This window comes from Bacillus sp. EB106-04-02-XG92, from assembly GCF_058791995.1.
On the sequence record NZ_JBYTEA010000006.1, the window covers coordinates 265,181 to 280,566 of the forward strand.

The 15,386-nt window shown below is 35.9% G+C and carries 12 protein-coding genes, 1 pseudogene and 3 other annotated features; of the genes and pseudogenes, 11 read left to right on the plus strand and 2 right to left on the minus strand.

The genetic code is table 11. The features are described from left to right. On the plus strand, window positions 1–837 hold an 837-nt coding region (locus tag AC3WVA_RS17455; protein ID WP_492322065.1), incomplete at its 5' end, for a 3D domain-containing protein. A 50-nt stretch (window positions 838–887) separates the two neighbouring features. Here AC3WVA_RS17455 and AC3WVA_RS17460 read toward each other — a convergent pair. Next, window positions 888–1,406, minus strand: coding sequence for a kinase (locus tag AC3WVA_RS17460; protein ID WP_098880979.1), 519 nt, complete (start codon window positions 1,404–1,406; stop codon window positions 888–890). Between the two features lie 100 nt (window positions 1,407–1,506). On the opposite strand from AC3WVA_RS17460, the gene AC3WVA_RS17465 reads away from it, so the two are divergent. From AC3WVA_RS17465 to AC3WVA_RS17475, 3 genes and pseudogenes are all read left to right on the plus strand, one after another. Further along, on the plus strand, window positions 1,507–1,812 hold the full coding sequence (locus AC3WVA_RS17465) for a YfzA family protein (protein ID WP_098346866.1): 306 nt from the start codon (window positions 1,507–1,509) through the stop codon (window positions 1,810–1,812). A 13-nt stretch (window positions 1,813–1,825) separates the two neighbouring features. Then, window positions 1,826–2,356: pseudogene (locus tag AC3WVA_RS17470) on the plus strand (GNAT family N-acetyltransferase); the annotation flags it as partial. An 18-nt stretch (window positions 2,357–2,374) separates the two neighbouring features. Then, window positions 2,375–2,905, plus strand: a complete 531-nt coding sequence (locus AC3WVA_RS17475) for a cysteine hydrolase family protein (RefSeq protein WP_257192296.1) — start codon at window positions 2,375–2,377, stop codon at window positions 2,903–2,905. 118 nt (window positions 2,906–3,023) lie between these two features. Here the strand turns inward: AC3WVA_RS17475 and AC3WVA_RS17480 are convergent, their stop codons facing one another. Beyond that, window positions 3,024–3,461: a YndM family protein gene (locus tag AC3WVA_RS17480; RefSeq protein ID WP_048526062.1), complete on the minus strand. Its 438-nt coding sequence runs from the start codon at window positions 3,459–3,461 to the stop codon at window positions 3,024–3,026. Window positions 3,462–3,611: 150 nt separating this feature from the next. Here AC3WVA_RS17480 and AC3WVA_RS17485 point away from each other — a divergent pair, with 150 nt between their 5' ends. The 7 genes from AC3WVA_RS17485 (at window position 3,612) to AC3WVA_RS17515 (ending at window position 15,301) form a co-directional block, all read left to right on the plus strand. Beyond that, window positions 3,612–7,124, plus strand: a complete 3,513-nt coding sequence (locus AC3WVA_RS17485) for a DUF4020 domain-containing protein (RefSeq protein ID WP_492322066.1) — start codon at window positions 3,612–3,614, stop codon at window positions 7,122–7,124. A 108-nt stretch (window positions 7,125–7,232) separates the two neighbouring features. Then, window positions 7,233–7,469: a binding site (T-box leader), on the plus strand. Between the two features lie 54 nt (window positions 7,470–7,523). Further along, window positions 7,524–7,760 (plus strand) — a binding site (T-box leader). Window positions 7,761–7,954: 194 nt separating this feature from the next. Further along, window positions 7,955–9,031: a bifunctional 3-deoxy-7-phosphoheptulonate synthase/chorismate mutase gene (locus AC3WVA_RS17490; RefSeq protein ID WP_001273579.1), complete on the plus strand. Its 1,077-nt coding sequence runs from the start codon at window positions 7,955–7,957 to the stop codon at window positions 9,029–9,031. A gap of 9 nt (window positions 9,032–9,040) precedes the next feature. Continuing rightward, window positions 9,041–9,260, plus strand: a binding site (T-box leader). Window positions 9,261–9,313: 53 nt separating this feature from the next. Beyond that, on the plus strand, window positions 9,314–10,486 hold the full coding sequence (gene aroC, locus AC3WVA_RS17495) for a chorismate synthase (protein WP_048526059.1): 1,173 nt from the start codon (window positions 9,314–9,316) through the stop codon (window positions 10,484–10,486). Between the two features lie 18 nt (window positions 10,487–10,504). Then, window positions 10,505–11,605: a histidinol-phosphate transaminase gene (gene hisC, locus AC3WVA_RS17500; RefSeq protein WP_492322067.1), complete on the plus strand. Its 1,101-nt coding sequence runs from the start codon at window positions 10,505–10,507 to the stop codon at window positions 11,603–11,605. Further along, window positions 11,598–12,698, plus strand: a complete 1,101-nt coding sequence (gene tyrA, locus AC3WVA_RS17505) for a prephenate dehydrogenase (protein ID WP_048526244.1) — start codon at window positions 11,598–11,600, stop codon at window positions 12,696–12,698. Before hisC ends, tyrA begins: the two co-directional genes overlap by 8 nt. A gap of 16 nt (window positions 12,699–12,714) precedes the next feature. Then, window positions 12,715–14,004: a 3-phosphoshikimate 1-carboxyvinyltransferase gene (gene aroA, locus AC3WVA_RS17510; RefSeq protein WP_098346871.1), complete on the plus strand. Its 1,290-nt coding sequence runs from the start codon at window positions 12,715–12,717 to the stop codon at window positions 14,002–14,004. A gap of 136 nt (window positions 14,005–14,140) precedes the next feature. Beyond that, on the plus strand, window positions 14,141–15,301 hold the full coding sequence (locus AC3WVA_RS17515) for a GNAT family N-acetyltransferase (RefSeq protein WP_141539506.1): 1,161 nt from the start codon (window positions 14,141–14,143) through the stop codon (window positions 15,299–15,301). Window positions 15,302–15,386 lie beyond the last annotated feature (85 nt).

The window sequence follows — 15,386 nt, forward strand, 5'->3', positions numbered from 1 at the left end:
GAAGAAACGAAAGTACAAGAAGTAGTAAAGCCTAAAGAAGAAGTGAAAGTACAAGAAGTAGCAAAGGCTAAGGAAGAAGCGAAAGTACAAGAAGTAACAAAGCCTAAGGAAGAAACGAAAGTACAAGAAGTAGTAAAGCCTAAAGAAGAAGTGAAAGTACAAGAAGTAGCAAAGGCTAAGGAAGAAACGGAAGTACAAGAAGTAGTAAAGCCTAAAGAAGATGTGAAAGCCCAAGAAGAAGCAAAAGCTAAGGAAGAGGCCAAAGCAAGAGAAATAGCAAAGGCTAAGGAAGAAGAGAAAGCCCAAGAAATAGCAAAAGCTAAGGAAGAGGCCAAAGCCCAAGAAATAGCAAAGGCTAAAGAAGAAGAGAAAGCCCAAGAAATAGCAAAGGCTAAGGAAGAAGAGAAAGCCCAAGAAATAGCAAAAGCTAAGGAAGAGGCCAAAGCAAGAGAAATAGCAAAGGCTAAAGAAGAAGAGAAAGCAAGAGAAATAGCAAAAGCTAGGGAAGAGTCTAAAAATAACATACAGTCTGCTAAACGTGAATTAACGGTAGTTGCGACAGCATATACAGCGGATCCAAGTGAGAATGGTACTTATGGTGGACGCGTTTTAACTGCGATGGGGCATGATTTAACGGCTAATCCGAATATGAGAATTATCGCAGTTGATCCGAAAGTAATCCCATTAGGATCTAAAGTTTGGGTAGAAGGTTATGGAGAAGCTATCGCTGGTGATACGGGAAGTGCTATTAAAGGAAATCGTATTGATGTTTTAATGGGTTCAAAAAGTAAGGCTATGAATTGGGGAAGACAAACTGTTAAAGTTAAAATTCTTTAATAAATATAGTTATATAGATAGAAGTCAGTTCTCTTTATTGAGGCTGGCTTTTATTTTTGTATCGCAACATCAGTAAGAATCGTATCAAATATATCTTTTTGCGTTAAGTTATCTGTAAAAATAGTTTCTCTGGCAACCTTAATGGTATCGTGCGGATTATACCATTTTTGTAGGGAATCTTCACCAAATTCATGTCTTTTTTCCCTTGTATTATGTCGTCGAATCGTTTCGTTTAACGATAAATCAAAGTAATATGTATAGGCGTTTCCTTCAAAAAAAAGTATTAATTCTTTCAACATTTCACCGTATCTTCGACTGTTTAAAATACCTTCTAAAATAACAAACTCACATTTTCCTTTTCCGTACTTTGTAATTTCAAATAGTAAATCATGCGATAAATTACCCATCGTATCGTGTACTCTAAGCATATCTCTACGTACAACATCCTGTGATACTAAAAGTGTACCATGTCCGAAATGTTCTTGTAGTTGCTTTGCGATTGTTGTTTTACCACTTGCGGAGTTGCCTCTAAGAATGATTAATGTTGATTTAAGTATAGGATTAGACATAATGAATTCCCCCAGCATGAATGATTATATAGAAAATTTTAACAAATAAAGAATAGAAAGTGTATAATTAATAGGATGGAAATAAAAAGGTGGGAGCTAGATGGAACATGAATTAAATAAGGCGCAGCCGATTTGGAAACGGACATGGTTTCGCTATCTAGGGGCATTTATAATTGTTCAATTAATATTTATTACTTGTGAGATTACAGGATGGGCACCAAATTTTAAGCCAAGTGGAGAGTTTTTAAATAGAATTTTACATTCTGAATTTTTCACGGAATGGTTTACTCCATATGAAATTCCTCATTTTAATGTGTTTACAGCATTTTTTGCGATTACATTGTTACCATACGCATTAATAGGTGCAATGAAAGATTTCACAAAAAGGAAAAATATAAATAATTAAAAAGAGGTATTATATGCTATTTCAAAAAGATCATGTATCGGTACGGTACGTAAAAGAAGAGGATGCGCAGGTCATTTCAAAATGGTTAACAGACCCAGAAGTCTTGCAGTATTACGAAGGGCGAGATAATCCGCAATCTGTAGAAATGGTACTAAATCATTTCATACATAATCCCAATAGTCATGAAAAAAGGTGTGTAATAGAGTTTAATGATATGTCGATTGGTTATATTCAAATGTATCCAGTTGATTCTGAGTGGAAAGCTTTATATGGCTATGAAGAATCACAACATGTATGGGGAATGGATCAATTTATTGGTGAGCCAACTTATTGGGAAAAAGGAATTGGAACGAAACTCGTTCAGGCAGCAATTACATATATTATGGAGAACATGGGAGCAGAAGCAATCGCAATGGACCCGAAAGTAAATAATGAACGAGCAATAAAATGTTATGAAAAATGCGGATTTAAAAAGGTGAAGATGTTAAAGGAACATGAGCTGCATGAGGGGAAATTAGAGGATTGTTGGATGATGGAGTACAAACAAAGGGGGCTGCACAAAATGAAAAAAGCTTTAATAGTAATTGATGTGCAAGCAGGTATGTATACAGCGGGAATGCCAGTACATAACGGGGAAAAGTTTTTAGAAATATTGCAAGAACTTATTGGGGAGTGTCGTTCTAATGATATTCCAGTTATTTATGTACAACATAACGGACCAAAAGATCATCCGTTAGAAAAAGGTACAGAGGGCTGGAAAGTGCATGAGGCGATTGCTCCGCAAGAAGGGGATCGTATCGTTGAAAAGACAACACCAGATTCATTCCATAAGACGAACTTAAACGAAGTATTACAAGAAAAAGAAATTGAACATGTTATCATTTCAGGAATGCAAACAGAGTACTGTGTGGATACGACAACGCGAAGAGCGTTTAGTGAAGGGTATAAAGTAACGTTAGTGAGTGATGCACATAGTACGTTTCATACAGATGTGTTACGTGCGGAAGACATTATAAAGCATCATAACGTAGTGTTTGGAGCATTTGCTGATGTTGTTACATTAAAAGATTTGAAAGAAACTGTCTTTAAATAAGAGGCAGTTTTTTATTAGAAGAAATCATGTCGATAAGTCGATATAATTTCACGTATCAAAATGATAGCCTAAAAAAGGAGCACCACATAATTAAAAAGGGCGCTCCAGCATCAAAATGTTACTTCTTCTTATCTTTATCCAATATATTCTGCTCCTCAGCAAATTCCGTACCATATGCAAAACGGCGATTAATATGAATATTATCGTTGTGGTGCCTTGTGTGTGAGTTAGAGAAGCGATGAACGATTACTTCAGATAATGTAAAGACAATAGCGGAAAGGAAACTACCCCATGCAATTTGCATGTAATTGTCTAATAAAATATTACCGAAAATCCATACACTTAAATACGTTAGTAAGAAATCCGACATAATGGCACCAGTATTGCCTATTCGGTTTAATATGATTTTATCGACGAACATATAGGATACGATTGTAACAAAGAGACTAAATGAAATAATTTGGACGAACGTTGCAGGGAAAAATAAAGCGAGTCCAATACTAAATGCGATAATGCACGATATAAACTTGATAAGTACTACAGTAAAACCATTCAATATTTACACCTCCGATTTATACATAGTTTTACAATAAATTTAGGAGTTCATACATTGTAAAGAATATATTTACATAAAACTTTTTCGCGTTTGTTTTTTGTCTAAATATTAAAAAAACAAAGAAAAAATGTTATAGTAAAATGAGAGTATATGACATTTTTAGGTAAGGGGGAATCCTTGGTGTGGATTACTTCAGAAGTAGAAATTCCAGATGAGTTAATTGATCATCTGGAACAAGGAAAGTTAGTACTATTTGTTGGAGCGGGAGTTTCTATGAAAGGGAAATCTAACTTACCGAATTTTGATGATCTAGTTGATGAAATTGCAAAAACGTTATATGTCGAAAAACGTGAAATAACAGAACCTCATGATTATTATCTTGGTAAAATTGCGAAAACAAAAGATGTACATCAAGTTGCAAGAGATTTAGTTCATACTGAAAAGTCAAAGCCGAATCCACTCCATTATGCGATTCCGAGGTTGTTTCCTTTAGATACAGAAGTCCGCATTGTAACGACAAATTTTGATCGACATTTTACAACTGCGATGAATGAAATGAATAGAGAATTAAACGTATATTATGCACCTGCGTTACCTACAGGTAGAGCGTTTAAAGGACTTGCTTACATACATGGCAATATAGAACAAGAGAAAGAAGCGTTAATTTTAACAGATGGTGATTTTGGAAGGGCTTACTTGACGGAAGGGTGGGCAAGAAGATTTTTAGTTGATTTATTCTCGAATTACACCGTTCTATTCGTTGGATATAGCCATAATGACCCCGTAATGAAATATTTAGCGACTGGTTTACCACCAAGTACAAGGCGTTATGCTTTTGTTGCACAAGGGGAAAATACGTACCACTGGGAGCATTTAGGAATCCGGCCGATTGTATATCCGAATAAAGGTAATAATCATCAATCTCTCGTTAAAGCGGTGAAGCGATGGGCAGAATTAATGGGGGATAATTATATTACAAAACGAATGCGAATCCGTGACATAGTAACTGTTCCACCGTCAGTAGAGCAGGAACAATTATCCTACATAAAACAATCAATAAAGAAAATTGAAACAGTCCGCTACTTTGTTGAATTTGCTCATGATTATGAATGGGTGGAATGGCTTGAAGCAGAAGGGAAATTACAAAATTTATTTTTAGTTACATCAAACTATAATGAGGTAGATGAACTACTTGCAGAATGGTTAGTGGAACAATTCCTTTTTAGTCATCAAAAAGAATTATTTCAATTAATTTTTAAAAATCAATCTAAAATATCTCCGTTATTATGGAGAACAATTTGTAGTTACTTAAGTGAAACGAAAATTGAGATGGACCCGTTATTGTTCGCAAGATGGGCACTTCTTTTATTAGAAACAGCTGAAAAAGATAGTAAATCGATTGAAATAATTTCTTGCTTACTGCAAAAATGTTCTTTTCCGGAGCATAAAGAAATTGCTTTATTGTTACTAACGTTTATTTTGGACGGAAAGCTTAAGTTGAAGCGGGAGCGGAAATGGGGAAATGATACGCAAGAATCAATAGAGCTTGAGGAATCGAGTCGATTACCAGTGTCTACATTTTCTTATGTGGAGCAAATTTGGAATGAGAAGATGAAACCGCATATTGCCTATTACGCCGTACCAATTATGATGATGGGTATAGAAAAGATGCGAATGTTATCACTAAGGCAAACGGCATTGAAAAAAAGGGATAAGGAAAATGTAGAAAAAGAGTTTCAGCAAAATGATCTTGCGTTTTTAATTCAAATTGTAAAAGAGTGTTTAGCTTATTTATGTGAAAACAATGAGAAAAAAGCAAATTATTATATTACAGAAATGATAGAAGCAAACAGCATACTTCAGAACCGAATTGCAATTGATGCGATGAATAAAAATATATTCGTTAGCGCGGATGACAAAATGAAATGGTTGTTACAAGAGGGGCTTCTTTTAAATGTCACGTATAAACACGAAGTTTTTCAACTTATAAAAAATCATTTCGCATCTTCTTTAGAAAAAACAAAAGAAGAAGTCATTCAAATCGTACTGAAAGACCTTGCAGAGGAGAGGGCGTTTGATGTTTGTTTCGTGTTAGATTTATTATTCACTTGTGATTCCAATAGTCCCTCTACAGCAAAAGGTTATGAGGTAATGAAGCAAAAGCATCCTCACTTTCATTCTGATCGATACAGCGTACAAAAGAAAGAAACCACAGAACAAAGTATTACTTGTAACGTAACTGCTGATGGATTATTACAGCTGAAAGACGATGAAATTATGAAGCAAGTTCTTCAATTTTCTCAAGATGGTGTTTTTGAGCAACGTCATTTTTTAGAGATGTTATCGAAAGCATGTAAATTGAATACAGAATGGAGTATTTCATTTGCTTATCAATTAGTGAGCATGCACGAAATAAGTAATGAAGTGTGGTTTGTTTGTATTAGAGAGTGGAGAAATAACCGAGGACTGACAAATGAACAAATCCAAAAAGTTATTCCGTTATTACAGAAATTTGTTAGAAATGCTGCTTTTCATTGGTTAATTAGCAGCTTTTTATATGAAATTAGTAACCGATTAGAAGAATTAGACGAAAATAGCATACGCAACGTGAAACGGTTTGCTTTTTCACTATTCCCTCAAGTAATGAAAAGTGATACAGATTTTAAACTTGGAAAACAAGATTTTTACAATGAATCCATCCAGCATCCTGTTGGAAAAATGACAGCTGTATTATTAAAACTGTTATCATATGATCATTTATACGATCGTAACGTGTATGAATATTTATTTTTATTTGAAGAACAAGTAAGAGTTAGTTCAGAGCGGACAAATTACATGTTAGCTCGTTTAGTCGCAGATATAACATTTCTTTATCATATTGAGAAGCAATGGTGCCGAAAATATTTGTTACCGTACTTAGATTTAAAGAAGGAAAATGAGATTACGAAATATGCATGGGCAGGTTTATGTTACACGCAAATCAATTTACCCTTATTTACAGAGATGAAGCGATTTATTCAGTATGCGGTAGAACATTTGGAAGTATTACATCCGCACACGAGGGAAGCATTTTTGAAATGGCTCAGTTTTGTATTTATTAAATGTGTACTGTATTGGGAGCAAAAAACAGATTGGTTATATCCGTTGCTTATACGAGAAAATGAAGAAAATAAAATTAAATTTATGCAGTTTTTATGCTATTACATCAAAACGTTAAGTGCAAAAGAACAACAAAAATTTTGGACAGCTTGGCTTAGTATATTTTTACGAGAACGACCGAAAATGGGTGGAATTACAGCTAGAGAATATATAATGCTTTTACGTATTATTTTATTTATGGATGAAATAGTAGAAAGAGGATTATCGATAATATGTAAATCGTTTTCGGACGTGGGTGGAAAAGGGAATCAAACGGAGTTAAAACAGTTATTTAATGAAATACTTGAAAAGACAGAGAGTATAAAAATGTATAAAGGATTGTATGCAAACGTATTTTTCACTTTACTGCAAACGCTTCAGGAAGCTGATTTACTAGAAACGGAAATCCTTCAAATAAAAGAAGTATTAATCCGGTTTGGAGCCGAAAAATGTGTATTAAATGCAATAGATAATGAGATAATTCGCATCGGAATTGTTATGGAGAATTTACAAGAAGAAATGTAGGGCGAAAGTGAAATTTTAAAAAATATATAAAAAGTTGTTGACAGTGTTTTGAAAAGCGTTCTATAATACGAATCATACTTATTCAATTTCAAAAAACATTTGAATAAACAAAGTGCAATGAAGAGATCACAGTAGTGGTTAGTCTTACTGTAACAGAGAGCTGGTGGTTGGTGTGAACCAGTACAGGGATAATCATGAATTACAGTCTTGGAGCATCTTTTTCGTAGTAAAGATAGTATTGTCTTTATGAAGAAAAAGCGGTCAATTGATCGTTAACAGTGAAGAGAGGTAGACGGAAAGTTAGTCTACAACTAGGGTGGTACCGCGATAAATATCGTCCCTACTGATTTATTCAGTAGGGACTTTTTGTATTTTAGTGGTCCAACTTGAAAATTAAATATTCATGCGTTGAAAGGAAAAGCAGTAGTTGTTGTTTCACTGTAACAGAGAGCTGGTGGTTGGTGCGAACCAGTACAAAAACAAGAGCGAATTACAGTCCTAGAGCATCTTTTTCGTAGTGAAGATAGTATTTGTCTTTATGAAGGGAAAGACGGTCAGATGATCGTTAACAATGAAGAGAGGTAGACGAAAGAAGTCTACAACTAGGGTGGTACCGCGATAAATATCGTCCCTACTGATTGGATCAGTAGGGATTTTTTGTACAAAAAAGTGGATTTTTAGCTAGTAGATAGTGTCTTTGTACTAATTATTAGTTTAAAATAAGAAGAGGTATCGATTCCACTTAAAATTTGTATAATTTATCAGTTCAGAAAATAGAGAATTTTTCATTCTCTTACCATACTTTTAAAACATTAGAGGAGGATTTCCAAATGGCAAATCATGAATTAGATCAATTACGTAAACAAGTAGATGAAATTAACTTACAACTATTACACCTTTTAAATAAACGTGGTGAAATCGTTCAAAAAATTGGGGAGCAAAAGCAAGTACAAGGTACGAAACGTTTTGATCCAGTACGTGAGCGTGAAGTACTTGATATGATCGCAGAGAATAATGAGGGACCATTCGAAACATCAACGGTTCAACATATTTTCAAAACAATCTTCAAAGCTAGCTTAGAATTACAAGAAGATGATAACCGTAAAGCATTACTAGTATCACGTAAAAAGAAAAAAGAAAACACAATCGTTGATGTAAAAGGTGAATTGATTGGTAACGGAACACAAACGTTCATCATGGGACCTTGTGCGGTAGAAAGCTTAGAGCAAGTTCGCCAAGTAGGGCAAGCGATGAAAGACCAAGGCTTAAAATTAATGCGCGGTGGTGCTTTCAAACCGAGAACATCTCCATACGATTTCCAAGGTTTAGGAGTAGAGGGATTACAAATTTTACGCCAAGTAGCAGATGAGTTCGACTTAGCGATCATTAGTGAGATTTTAAATCCAAACGATGTTGAAATGGCATTAGACTACGTTGATGTAATTCAAGTTGGTGCACGTAACATGCAAAACTTTGATTTATTACGAGCTGTAGGTAAAGTTAACAAGCCAGTATTATTAAAACGTGGATTAGCAGCAACAATTGATGAGTTCATTAATGCAGCTGAATACATCATTGCACAAGGTAACGACCAAATTATCCTATGTGAGCGCGGTATCCGCACATACGAAAGAGCGACACGTAACACATTAGATATTTCAGCAGTGCCGATTTTAAAGAAAGAAACACATTTACCAGTTATCGTTGATGTAACACATTCAACTGGACGTAGAGATTTATTATTACCAACGGCGAAAGCAGCACTTGCAATTGGCGCAGATGCAGTAATGGCTGAAGTACATCCAGACCCAGCAGTTGCATTATCAGATTCTGCACAACAAATGGATATTCCAGAATTCCATAGATTCATGGATGAGTTAAAAGGTTTCAAAAATAAATTATCTTAATTCCATATCATATATGCGCTGAAGAGGAAACAGTAGTGCTTATCTCCCTGTTAAAGAGAGCTGATGGTCGGTGTGAATCAGTACAAAGGTAAGCATGAATTACAGCCTTGGAGCATCTTTTCCGCGAACTATTGTAGGAAAAGACGGTCTAACGATCGTTAAAGAAGAAGAGAGGTAGACAAAAGAAGTCTACAACTAGGGTGGTACCGCGATAAACATCGTCCCTACTGAGCGCTCAGTAGGGACTTTTTTGTACAAAAAAATAGTAAAGGGGCAAGAGAAATGAGATACATTACAGCTGGAGAATCACATGGGCCGCAGTTAACAGTTATTTTAGAAGGTGTACCAGCAGGTTTAACATTAACAGCGGAACATATTAATAAAGAATTATTAAGAAGACAAAAAGGGCACGGCCGCGGAAGACGTATGCAAATTGAAACGGATACTGTTGAAATTGTAAGTGGTGTTCGTCATGGGATGACACTTGGTTCACCGATAACGTTAATCGTAAAAAATGATGATTTCAAACATTGGACGAAAGTAATGGGTGCAGAGCCAATTTCAGAAAAAGAAAGTAAAGAAATGAAACGTACCATTACAAAACCACGTCCAGGACATGCAGATTTAAACGGAGCGATTAAATACGGACATCGTGATATAAGAAACGTACTAGAGCGATCATCTGCAAGAGAAACAACAGTTCGTGTAGCCGCTGGTGCAGTAGCGAAACAAATTTTAAAAGAATTAGGCGTAGAAATTGCAGGACATGTACTTGAAATTGGCGGAGTAAAAGCAAAACATGTTTCAAACTTATCAATGGAAGAAATTCAAACAATTACTGAAAACTCACCAGTTCGATGTTTAGATAAAGAAGTAGAACAAGAGATGATGGATGCGATTGATAACGCGAAAAGTAGTGGAGATTCAATTGGCGGTATTGTTGAAGTTATAGCAGAAGGTATGCCGATAGGTGTTGGTAGTTACGTTCATTACGATCATAAATTAGATGCAAAACTTGCTGGTGCGATTATGAGTATTAATGCATTTAAGGGTGCTGAAATTGGCGTTGGTTTTGAAGCGGCAAGACAGCCAGGAAGTAAAGTGCACGATGAAATTTTATGGGATGAAGAACAAGGATACACGAGAAAAACGAATAATGCCGGTGGTTTAGAAGGTGGTATGACAACAGGTATGCCAATAGTCGTAAGAGGTGTTATGAAACCAATACCTACATTATACAAACCGTTAGCGAGTGTTGATATTGATACGAAAGAAGCATTCCAAGCGAGTATTGAAAGATCTGATAGCTGTGCAGTACCAGCAGCTGGTGTAGTAGCTGAGTCTGTTGTAGCATGGGAACTTGCACATGCACTAGTCGAACAATTCGGAAAAGATCGTATGGAGTTAATTCAGCAAAACATTACGCAACATAATAAATACGCAAAAGAATTTTAATAAAAAGGTGGTTTTAACATGCAAGTAAAAGATCAACTCTCGTCATTACAACCATATAAACTAGGTAAATCACCTGAACAAATGAAAGAAGTGTACGGAGATCATTCATTTGTGAAACTAGCATCGAACGAAAATCCATTCGGCTGTTCACCACGTGTTTTAGATGAGTTGCAAACATCGTGGTTGGAACATGCTTTATATCCTGACGGAGGTGCTACAACGCTCCGTCAAACAATTGCAAATAAGTTACATGTACAAATGGAACAAGTGCTTTGCGGTAGTGGATTAGATGAAGTCATTCAAATTATAAGTCGTGCAGTACTTAAAGCAGGAGATAACATCGTGACGGCTGGTGCGACATTCCCGCAGTACCGTCATCATGCAATTATTGAAGGTTGTGAAGTGAAAGAAATTCCTTTAAATAACGGTGTATACGATTTAGACGAAATTTTGTCAGCGGTAAATAATAATACGAAAATCGTATGGATTTGTAATCCGAACAATCCGACAGGCACATATGTGAATGATCGAAAATTGAATCAATTTATTGAAGGTATTAGTGAGAATACGTTAATTGTCATTGATGAAGCGTACTATGAATACGTAACAGCAAAAGATTTCCCAGAGACATTACCGCTTTTAGAAAAACATAAAAACATTCTTGTACTTAGAACGTTTTCTAAAGCGTACGGATTAGCTTCTTTCCGCGTTGGATATGCGATTGGACAGGAAGAGCTAATAGAGCAATTAAATGTCGTACGTTTGCCATTTAACGTATCTTCATTAGCGCAAAAAGCAGCGATGATTGCTTTTGGTGATGATGAGTTTATTGAGGAAATAGTTCGTGTAAATACAGAGGGATTACAACAATATGAAAGCTTTTGTAAGGAAAATGAAATTCCATTTTATCCATCGCAAACAAATTTCATCTTCTTACCGGTTGAGAATGCAGGAGAGATTTATGAAGCTTGTGCACATGCAGGATTTATTATTCGTCCGTTCCCGAATGGCGTCCGTATTACAGTCGGAACAAGGGAGCAAAATGAAGGAGTGATTTCAGTGTTACAACAACACTTTGAAAATAAAAAAAGAAAGTCTCGAGATGAGACAAATGCGTAAAAAGGTAGTTTTAATTGGAACTGGTTTAATCGGAGGCTCTCTCGCATTAGCAATTAAGAAAGAGCACGATGTAACGATAACAGGTTATGATATATTTCAAGAACAAGTAGAGCGTGCAAAAGAATTACATGTAGTAGATGAAGTAGCGGTAGATTTACAGCATGCATGTGAAGAGGCACATTTAATTGTTTTTGCTTCTCCAGTTGAAGAAACGAAGAAGTTATTACACAAATTAGCGTCATTTCGTTTACGAGAAGATGTGATTGTAACCGATGTTGGTAGTACAAAAGGGACGATTATGAATGAAGCAGAAGCTTTATTTTCAAAGGAAGTTTCTTTCATTGGTGGACATCCGATGGCAGGTTCTCATAAAACAGGCGTGGAAAGTGCAAAAGCGCATTTATTTGAAAATGCATTTTACATTTTAACGCCGATGAATCATGTGCCAAATGAACATGTGGAAGAACTAAAGTGTTGGTTACAAGGAACAGGATCTCATTTTCTCGTTTTAAATACGGAAGAACATGATTATGTAACAGGGATTGTTAGTCATTTTCCGCATCTTATCGCCGCTGGATTAGTAAAGCAAGTGGAAAAACATGCAGGAGATAATCCACTTATTCATCAACTTGCTGCCGGAGGATTTAAAGACATTACACGTATCGCATCTAGTAGCCCAAAAATGTGGAGTGATATTGTTAAGCAAAATCGTGAGCATTTAATGGTATTATTAAAAGAGTGGATCTCTGAAATGGAAGATTTATATGATACAGTTTCTAATGGAGATGCAGGCGAGATTCAAAACTATTTTGCAGACGCGAAAGAATACCGTGACTCTTTACCAGTACGAAAAAGAGGGGCAATTCCTGCCTATCACGACTTATACGTCGATGTTTTAGATAAAGTAGGGGCATTGGCTCACATTACGAGCATTTTAGCGCGCGAAGAAATTAGTATTACGAACTTGCAAATATTAGAAGCGCGTGAAGGATTGCTTGGGGTATTACGTATTAGCTTCCAACGAGAAGAAGATCGTATGAAAGCAAAGCTAGCGCTTGGAGAAGAAAAATACCAAACTTATGAAACAATTTAAATGAGAAGGTGAAAACGTGAAGGAAAGAACGATACAACCTGTTAATAACGGATTAAATGGCAACATTACAATTCCAGGAGATAAATCCATTTCACACCGCGCTGTCATGTTCGGCGCGATTGCAGAAGGAAAAACAACAATTAAAGGTTTCTTGCCTGGTGCAGATTGTTTAAGTACGATTTCTTGTTTTAAAGAAATGGGAGTAGACATCGTGCAAAACGGTGATGAAGTTACTGTAGTTGGTAAAGGATTAGAAGGTTTACAAGAACCGAAGGCTGTATTAGATGTTGGTAATTCTGGTACAACAATACGTTTAATGTCAGGGATTTTGGCAAATACACCATTTTTCTCTTGCGTACAAGGTGATGCATCTATTGCAAAAAGACCGATGAAACGTGTAACGAATCCATTAAAACAAATGGGCGCGAACATTGACGGGCGCGAAGAAGGAACGTTTACACCGCTAACAATACGTGGTGGAGATTTAAAAGCAATCCAATACACTTCGCCTGTAGCAAGCGCACAAGTAAAGTCAGCTATTTTACTTGCAGGACTTCGAGCAGAGGGTGTAACAGCTGTTACAGAACCACATATTTCTCGTGACCATACGGAAAGAATGCTTGAAGCGTTTGGTGTTACAGTAACGCGTGAAGGAAAAACAGTAAAACTTGCAGGTGGACAAAAGCTAACAGCAACAGACGTTCAAGTGCCAGGTGACGTATCATCAGCTGCATTTTTCTTAGTAGCCGGTGCAATCATTCCAAATAGTAAACTAGTATTACAAAATGTAGGGATGAATCCAACTCGTACAGGTATTATTGATGTTTTAGAGAAAATGGGTGCTACGTTCACTGTAGAGCCAATTAACGAAGGATCATCAGAACCAGCTGCAAACATTACGATTGAAACATCTTCATTAAAAGGAATTGAAATTGGCGGAGATATTATTCCAAGATTAATTGATGAGATTCCTGTTATTGCATTAGCGGCAACGCAAGCAGAAGGAATTACAGTAATTAAAGATGCACACGAATTAAAAGTAAAAGAAACGAACCGTATTGATACAGTCGTAGCAGAATTAACAAAGCTAGGGGCTCGCATAGAAGCAACTGATGACGGAATGATTATTTACGGGAAATCAGTTCTAAAAGGCAATACAGTGAATAGTTACGGTGATCACCGCATCGGAATGATGCTCGCAATCGCTGGATGTATCGCAGAAGGAAAAACAATAATTGAAGACGCAGAAGCAGTAGGCGTATCATATCCTACGTTCTTCGAAGAACTTCAAAAGTTAGCTAAATAAAGTGATGAGAAGCAGATACAAGATGTATCTGCTTTTTTATATTGAATTCGTGTCGTTAAGTCCATATAATTTCATTCACCGCACTTTAATATTTCGAATTATGGTACAATTCGAATAAGGAATGGAGGAGAAATATATGAACGTTATACGATTAAGGGAAGATAAATTTAGAGAAGCATTACGCTTATCAGAATACGCCTTTCAATATAAAGTTGAAGAAGAACGACTGCAGCAACAACTTACAAAAATGAAAGAAAGTCATGAAATATACGGTATTATGGAAGGGGAAGATTTAGCTGCAAAACTTCACCTTATTCCGTTTCATATATACATAGGTAAAGAAAAATATAAAATGGGAGGCGTTGCAGGGGTAGCGACGTATCCAGAGTATAGAAGAAGCGGGTATGTAAAAGAATTACTTCAACACTCACTTCAAACGATGAAAAAAGACGGATATACAGTATCGATGCTACATCCATTTGCTGTTGCATTTTACCGTAAATACGGCTGGGAACTTTGTGCGAATCTCCTTATATGTCATATGACAAAGAGTGATTTAGTTATGAAAAAACAAGTGAATGGTACGGTGAAACGTTTCAGTAAAGAAAATCATCCAGAAGAGGTCGAGAAGCTTTATGAAACATTTGCAGAACGTTTTTCGGGTATGCTAGTTCGCGATGAAAAATGGTGGTTACAGACTGTTTATGATGACTTAACATTAGCGATATATTACGATAAAAATAAAACGGCATCTGGCTACATGTTATATAAAGTTGAAAATAGCAAAATGACAGTAGAAGAATTTGTTCCACTGCATAATGAAGCGAGAAATGGTCTGTGGAACTTTATTTGCCAGCATGATTCTATGATTAAAGAACTTGAAATGACAGTAAGTGAAAACGAACCGTTATTATATACACTACAAGAGCCGCGAGTGAAGGCAGAAATTAAGCCATATTTTATGAGCAGAATTGTAGATGTGGAGCAATTCTTTAAACAATATGAATTCAACTGGAACGATGTACAACAAGAACTAATTTTTCATATTACAGATTCATTTGCACCGTGGAATAACGTATCAATAAGGCTTGCGAATCATGAAATAACAATTATGAAAGAGGAAACAATAGATAAAGGAATAAAGCTAGATATAAACGCATTATCTACAATAATGTTTGGATATAAACGTCCGTTACAACTGAATGAATTAGAATTAATAAGCGGAAGTGAAGAGGAAATACAAGCGTTTGAGAAAATAGTTCCGGTAAGAGAAGCGTTTATTTATGATTTCTTTTAAGTTGTAAATAGGAAATTGTGCTGTCCCAAATAAAACTTTGGGACAGCACTCTCTTTAATTGCCGGTAAGTCGATATATCCTGAAA

Excerpts from the sequence above, each read along its gene's own strand:
- AC3WVA_RS17485 (WP_492322066.1), top strand. The coding sequence starts at position 3,612 with ATGACATTTTTAGGTAAGGGGGAATCCTTGGTGTGGATTACTTCAGAA.
- AC3WVA_RS17465 (WP_098346866.1), top strand. The coding sequence starts at position 1,507 with ATGGAACATGAATTAAATAAGGCGCAGCCGATTTGGAAACGGACATGG.
- AC3WVA_RS17515 (WP_141539506.1), top strand. The coding sequence starts at position 14,141 with ATGAACGTTATACGATTAAGGGAAGATAAATTTAGAGAAGCATTACGC.
- AC3WVA_RS17475 (WP_257192296.1), top strand. The coding sequence starts at position 2,375 with ATGAAAAAAGCTTTAATAGTAATTGATGTGCAAGCAGGTATGTATACA.
- AC3WVA_RS17460 (WP_098880979.1), bottom strand. The coding sequence starts at position 1,406 with ATGTCTAATCCTATACTTAAATCAACATTAATCATTCTTAGAGGCAAC.
- hisC (WP_492322067.1), top strand. The coding sequence starts at position 10,505 with ATGCAAGTAAAAGATCAACTCTCGTCATTACAACCATATAAACTAGGT.
- AC3WVA_RS17490 (WP_001273579.1), top strand. The coding sequence starts at position 7,955 with ATGGCAAATCATGAATTAGATCAATTACGTAAACAAGTAGATGAAATT.
- tyrA (WP_048526244.1), top strand. The coding sequence starts at position 11,598 with ATGCGTAAAAAGGTAGTTTTAATTGGAACTGGTTTAATCGGAGGCTCT.
- aroC (WP_048526059.1), top strand. The coding sequence starts at position 9,314 with ATGAGATACATTACAGCTGGAGAATCACATGGGCCGCAGTTAACAGTT.